The sequence below is a fragment of the Devosia sp. genome (genome assembly GCF_017307565.1).
Classification (GTDB): Bacteria; Pseudomonadota; Alphaproteobacteria; order Rhizobiales; family Devosiaceae; genus Devosia.
This window is the reverse complement of sequence record NZ_JAFKHD010000146.1, coordinates 1-5,914: the sequence shown is the minus strand read 5'-3', so window position 1 is coordinate 5,914 and position 5,914 is coordinate 1. Positions and strand designations below refer to the sequence as shown.

Below are 5,914 nucleotides of genomic sequence, written 5' to 3'. Positions count from 1 at the left end.
TCGCCTCCGCCTATATCACCGACATCACCCCACCCGAACAACGCGCCCAGCGCTTCGGCCTCGTCGGCGCCGTTATGAGCATGGGTTTCATCGTCGGCCCGGTCATCGGCGGCGTCATGGGCGCCTGGTGGCTGCGCTCGCCCTTCCTCGTCGCAGCCCTTTTCAACGGCCTCAACCTCGCCGTGGCGCTCTTCGTCCTGCCGGAAAGCCACAAGACCGCAGGCGGCAACTTCGACCTCAAGCAGCTCAATCCGCTCGCGCCCCTGGTCTGGCTCTGGAACTTCAAACCCCTGCTGCCCATGGTGATTGTGTCTGTCGTCTTCGGGCTCATCGCCGCCGTTCCGGGGACCATCTGGGTGCTCTATGGCGCCGAGCGTTTCGGGTGGGATTCTGTCCACATGGGCATTTCGCTCTCCGTCTTCGGGGTCAGTGGGGCTCTGTCGCAGGCATTCCTCGTCGGTCCGCTCACCAAGCGTTTCGGAGATCTGGGCACCCTGATGATCGGCGTCGCCTTCGACGCGCTCGCCTATACGCTTATGGCCTTCGCCTATCAGAGCTGGATGGGCTATGCCGTCGCGCCACTCTTCGCCCTTGGCGGCGTTGCCATGCCCGCCCTTCAGTCGCTGCTGACCAGCCGCGTCAGCGACGAGCAGCAGGGGCAACTGCAGGGCGTGCTCGCGAGCCTCATGAGCCTTGCCGGCATCGTCGGCCCGGTGCTGACGACCGCGATCTTCTTTGCCACCAAGAACGTCTGGATCGGCACGGTCTGGCTCGTTGGCGCCGCCCTCTACGTTCTGGCTGCCCCGCTGTTCGCCACGGTGAAGCAGCCGAAGTTAACGCCGGCCTGAACCGCCGCCGCTGCTGTCGAATCCTGTCAGCACCGTCCGTCATAGGGAAGGTGGGGTTGTAACGCCCTTGTGAACACCCTACCTCCCATTGCCGGCCCGTGAGCCACAGGAGAACACCCTTGAACAAGGCCCTCGTCGTCATTCTCGCGGCCGTGATGCTCGATGCGATTGGCATCGGGCTCATCTTCCCGATTCTCCCGGCGCTGCTGCGCGATGTCGGGCACACCTCCGACATTTCGCTGCTGCTCGGAATCATGCTGGCGCTCTATTCGGCCTGCCAGTTCCTGTTCTCACCCATTCTCGGCGTGCTGAGCGATCGATTCGGTCGCCGACCTGTGCTCCTGGTCTCGCTCGCCGGCGCCGCTATCGACTACCTCATCATGGCGCTCGCGCCGCATCTGTGGATGCTTGTCATCGGCCGGGCCATCGCGGGCGTCACCAGCGCCAACATGGCCGTCGCAACCGCCTACATCACCGACATCACCAAGGAAGAGGAACGAGCCCAGCGCTTTGGTCTCTTCCATGCCATGTTCGGCGTAGGTTTCATCATCGGCCCGGTCATCGGCGGCATTCTTGGCGATTGGTGGCTGCACGCTCCGTTCCTCGCCGCAGCGGCGCTCAACGGCGTCAATTTTGCGTTGGCCCTGTTCGTTCTGCCCGAGTCGCGAAAAGGCCAGGCCGATGCCCGCTTTACCTGGAAGACGCTCAATCCCTTCAAGCCATTGGCGTGGGCCTTCAATTTCAAGGCTCTTGTGCCGCTGATGGCGATCTTCCTCATCCTGAATTTCGTCGGCACGGTCTACGGCACGGCCTGGGCGCAGTTCAGCGAAGACCAGTTTGCCTTCTCTGGCCTGACCATCGGCCTGTCGCTCGGCGCCTTTGGGGTATTCCATGCCCTGGCCCAAGCCTTTCTAACCGGCCCCGCCGTCGCCCGGTTGGGCGAACGCTGGGCACTTGTTGTCGGCATGATCTTTGAGACCGGGGCCATGCTGACCCTTGCCTTCGCCGGCCATGGTTGGCTGCTCTTTGCCATGGCGCCGATCTTTGCCTTGGGCGGCATCGGCATGCCGGCGCTGCAGTCCCTGACGACCCAGCAGGTTGATTCCGACCGCCAGGGACAATTGCAGGGCGTGCTTGCCAGTATCGTCAGCCTTGCCTCGGTCTTTGGTCCATTGCTCTTCAGCGCCATCTACGCGTCGGTTCGTCACGATTGGCCTGGAATGATCTGGATCGTGGCCATCTGTATCTACTGTCTTGCCCTGCCACTGATGCTCGGCATCAGAAGTGGCCCGGCTGCGGCAAAAAAACCGGCGGAATGATGGTGAAAAGGCCGGAAAACCTGATGCTTCGGCCTTGTCGGTCCCGAATTTCCGGGCCATTAACATTCCCGTACCGTTCGACCTCGCCAAAATGGCGGAAACACTTGCGCGTCAGCTAGAATCGACCAAGGGTTGCCGCCACCAAGCTTCGCCAGCGAGGGCGGGCATTCACTGTGAGGATACGCAATGAACAAGAACGATCTGGTTGGCGTCGTTGCCGACAAGGCTACGATCACCAAGGCTCAGGCCGCTGAAGCGGTTGACGCAGTGTTCGAAGCAATCACCGCCGCCCTGAAGTCGGGTGACGAAGTTCGTCTCGTCGGTTTCGGCACTTTTGCCGTGTCCCAGCGCAAGGCATCGACCGGCCGCAACCCGGCCACTGGCGCAGAGATCCAGATTCCGGCCTCCAATCAGGCCAAGTTCAAGCCCGGCAAGGGCCTGAAGGACGCGATCAACTAAAAGCACCGCTTTTAGCGCTTCAAGCAACACGGCCCCTCGAGCTTTCGCGGGGCCGTTTTGTTTTGTTGGGTTGCCAACTGTGCCCCGCGATTTCGCCATGAATGCGGACAAGCCAAATTGCCTGTTGACGGGTGAGGGCAGGGGCCCTAATCAAGGCGCCGTTCCAGACCATTGTGTCGGACGGGCGATTAGCTCAGTTGGTAGAGCGTCTCGTTTACACCGAGAATGTCGGCGGTTCGAGTCCGTCATCGCCCACCATTTTCCCCTATTCGTCAAACCGCGCGCGCCTCTCCTGTTCGGCGATGGCGCTAAGTCGCGCGCGCAGTCGCTTGTTTTCGACCTCAAGGGCATCCTTGGCCGCCTGTAGCTGGCGAATCCTCGATTGCACTGCCTGCTGGTGATCGATTCCAATTTCGTAAGAGCGATGCACCACCTGATCGCGCCGCGGTTTTTCCGCCCGATCACCGCCGATCAGATCCCACCAGCTCAGATTCCGATCCCGCAGGAATTTGCTGGCTGCCTGGGCGGCTGCGGCTCGCTCGCCATCGTGTTCCGAGCCGAGCATGCCAAGGATGCGGTTGAGCTTTATCAGTTCGGCCTTTGTCATGATCCGTCCTCCTCGGCCTCATGTCGTTCATCGCTCACACGCCGAATAGACTGCTTTTCGGCAGGGCAGACGCGCGCCAGCCCACCTTGCCGAACAGCCTGGATTTGATAGATTGGACTCATACGGACGATATGGGTAAGAGACGGCCTGAGAGGGCGGTGCTTCGATCCTGTCCCTCAAGGCGACTGTACGGTCATATCCCCGACATCACCCCGCCGACCCATGCCTCATTTGGCAGCGCATGGTTTTTGGGTGATCGCCGCGTCCCAAAAAGCTTCCGCACACCAGAAATCCTCGCCCACAAGGTGAAAAAGCGCGCCTTGACGCTTGAAGGACAATAGTTTTCCACAGGCTTGGTCGCATCTGTGAAGTTTTTATGCCGGATGCCGAAAGGGGCGCTTGACTTAGGAATGGGCGCTGGGTACATCAGCGTCACGTTCAGCGGGCCACACGGCTCGCCGATGCGGGAGTAGCTCAGTTGGTTAGAGCGCCGGCCTGTCACGCCGGAGGTCGCGGGTTCGAGCCCCGTCTCTCGCGCCACCCTTTCTCTTGAAAGAGGTGGCTGTATGCGGCGCCATCGGGCGCCTTTTTTGTTTCTGGGCTCGGAAACGCCCGCTCTCCTTTTTGTGTGTAACGCCTTGGATGCGTGAACCGTATCTGCTGGTAAAATGACCTGCAGGAAGGTGCTCCACCATGTCGCTTCGTCTTTCCGGTTTTGAAATTTCACGCCGTCATGTGCTCGGCGGAATCGCCGCACTGCCGATTCTTGGTTTCGCCCTTCGGGCTGGCGGAACGCTCGCCCAGGAAGAGCCCGTCGTTATCCCGCCACCGACCAAGGATCTTTCGGAAACAGGAGCCAAGGCTACCGCCGTCCTGGCCGGCGGCTGCTTCTGGGGAGTGCAGGGGGTTTTTCAGCGGGTGAAGGGCGTCCTCAGCGCCGTCTCCGGCTATTCGGGCGGCGCCGCCAACACGGCGACATATGACCAGACCACTCGTGGCGACACCGGCCACGCCGAGACCGTCGAGATCACCTATGATCCTTCAGTCATCACCTACGGCAAACTGCTGCAGATTTACTTCTCCGTGGCGCACAACCCGACCCAGCTCAATTTCCAGGGGCCGGATCGCGGTACGCAATACCGCTCCACCATATTCGCCGTTAACGCCGAGCAGGCCGAGATCGCGCGCGACTATATCGACCAGTTGGATAAGGCCGGCAAATTCAGCGGGCCGATCGTAACGACGATAGAAGACTTCAAGGCCTTCTATCCCGCAGAGGCCTACCATCAGGATTTCCTGACGCTGAACCCGACCTGGCCCTACATCGTGCGCAACGACTTGCCCAAGATTGCGGCGCTGGCCGAGCTGTTCCCGGATAACTATCGACCCGACCCCGTCCTCGTAGGGGAGGCATTCGCGAGCTGACGCAGGTGTGACCTCAACGCCACGACCCGGCGGTGCCATGTTTTGGCCCCTCGATGGTCGGCTTGTGGCCGGATTGGGTGGCGAACGTCGTGTCGGCCGCGCGCAACTGGTGTTGCACATCTGCACCATCGGGCGGTCACGAAGGATCAGGCTTGGAACGGGCGGACGGGACTTCCGTTTTCCGCTTACCTGCTGGTCACAATGCTAAGGAGAACCGCGATGCGCAAGTCTCACAAGATCGTCCTGGCAACGCTCGCCATGGCCCTGACATCGGGCTCGGCCTTCGCCGCCGATCTGATTACCGTGCCGACGACAACCCCGGTGGAACTGCCCGTCTACGAGAATGCCGGCTTTGATTGGAACGGCTTCTATGCCGGCGTTTATGGTGGCATCCAGAATAGCCCCGCCGGTGACATGCAGTATGGCCTGGGCGCCATGGCTGGTGTGAATGCCCAGTTCGACTTCTACCTGCTGGGTGCCGAAGTTGGGGTGCAGGGCATTGCTGGTGGCAACACCAACACGAGCTACGGTCAGATTCTTGGTCGCGCCGGTCTCGTGGTCTCCGACAATGTCGTCGTCTACGCCGCTGGCGGCTACGGTATTGATCTGGGCGTGCCTGAGGAAAGTGACGTTCTGCTCGGTGGTGGTGTCGAGTTGGCTGTTACGGACAACGTCTCTGTTCGCGCACAGTACCTGCACGGGTTCCCGCTCAATGGGGACAATCCAAAGGATCAGTTCACGGTCGGCGCCGCTTTCCACTTCTGATCTCGCGATTCGACCGAAAACGGCCGAATCCAAACGAATCCCTAAAAATGGCCTCGCACTTGTTGCGGGGCCGTTTGCATTTCAGGCAACAATGTGGCAGCTTGCCGCTCCAAGGTCACATTTGGGCTGGCGTTCTGTCACAAAATAGAGCGCTGAACTCGTGGCTAACGCGTCAATTTGTATCAAATCGGGCCAATTCCCAGGCATCGAGTCAACACTCGGGTCGTTTTGGTCATGAAAACTTATCTGCGCTGCCTAATATGTGGTGGCGCGGGGTTGCCTCTTTTTCTCCCATGAGTCATTAGTCCGCTCGACTACGGTTAACTCTATGGGAGTGCAAGATATGTTTGTACGTTCTCTCTCGCTCGGCGTTGCTGCCGCTGCACTCATGGTTGGTGGCGCTCAGGCTGCTGACCTGATCATCCCGACCACCCCGCAGCCGATCTACCAGGCCGCTGGTTTTGGCTGGGAAGGCCTCTATGCTGGTATCC

The 5,914-nt window shown here is 60.5% G+C and carries 6 protein-coding genes and 2 tRNA genes; 7 read left to right on the top strand and 1 reads right to left on the bottom strand.

From position 1 onward, the window contains the following. From J0I64_RS03935 to J0I64_RS03920, 4 genes are all read left to right on the top strand, one after another. Nucleotides 1-848 (top strand): MFS transporter (locus tag J0I64_RS03935; protein ID WP_291406305.1); only part of this gene is annotated, 848 nt, incomplete at its 5' end. A gap of 119 nt (nucleotides 849-967) precedes the next feature. Further along, the gene (gene tet, locus J0I64_RS03930; RefSeq protein WP_291406304.1) at nucleotides 968-2,167 is read left to right on the top strand and encodes a Tet(A)/Tet(B)/Tet(C) family tetracycline efflux MFS transporter; all 1,200 of its coding nucleotides are present in this window, start codon (nucleotides 968-970) and stop codon (nucleotides 2,165-2,167) included. Between the two features lie 186 nt (nucleotides 2,168-2,353). Continuing rightward, nucleotides 2,354-2,626 carry an HU family DNA-binding protein gene (locus J0I64_RS03925; RefSeq protein ID WP_035079006.1) on the top strand — a complete coding sequence of 91 codons (273 nt, stop codon included), beginning with the start codon at nucleotides 2,354-2,356 and terminating at the stop codon, nucleotides 2,624-2,626. A gap of 182 nt (nucleotides 2,627-2,808) precedes the next feature. Next, nucleotides 2,809-2,884 (top strand) — tRNA-Val (locus J0I64_RS03920). 7 nt (nucleotides 2,885-2,891) lie between these two features. Here J0I64_RS03920 and J0I64_RS03915 read toward each other — a convergent pair. Beyond that, nucleotides 2,892-3,233: a hypothetical protein gene (locus J0I64_RS03915; protein WP_291406303.1), complete on the bottom strand. Its 342-nt coding sequence runs from the start codon at nucleotides 3,231-3,233 to the stop codon at nucleotides 2,892-2,894. A gap of 463 nt (nucleotides 3,234-3,696) precedes the next feature. On the opposite strand from J0I64_RS03915, the gene J0I64_RS03910 reads away from it, so the two are divergent. From J0I64_RS03910 to J0I64_RS03900, 3 genes are all read left to right on the top strand, one after another. Further along, nucleotides 3,697-3,773 (top strand) — tRNA-Asp (locus J0I64_RS03910). Between the two features lie 153 nt (nucleotides 3,774-3,926). After that, entirely contained in the window at nucleotides 3,927-4,658 is a 732-nt protein-coding gene (gene msrA / locus J0I64_RS03905) for a peptide-methionine (S)-S-oxide reductase MsrA (protein ID WP_291406302.1), read from the top strand. A gap of 219 nt (nucleotides 4,659-4,877) precedes the next feature. Beyond that, a complete protein-coding gene (locus J0I64_RS03900) occupies nucleotides 4,878-5,423 on the top strand; it encodes a porin family protein (protein WP_291406301.1) in 546 nt (181 codons plus the stop codon). Nucleotides 5,424-5,914: the final 491 nt, after the last annotated feature.

Bases quoted from the DNA above. Each gene is read 5' to 3' on its own strand.
- J0I64_RS03925 (WP_035079006.1), top strand. From the start codon at position 2,354: ATGAACAAGAACGATCTGGTTGGCGTCGTTGCCGACAAGGCTACGATC.
- J0I64_RS03915 (WP_291406303.1), bottom strand. From the start codon at position 3,233: ATGACAAAGGCCGAACTGATAAAGCTCAACCGCATCCTTGGCATGCTC.
- msrA (WP_291406302.1), top strand. From the start codon at position 3,927: ATGTCGCTTCGTCTTTCCGGTTTTGAAATTTCACGCCGTCATGTGCTC.
- J0I64_RS03900 (WP_291406301.1), top strand. From the start codon at position 4,878: ATGCGCAAGTCTCACAAGATCGTCCTGGCAACGCTCGCCATGGCCCTG.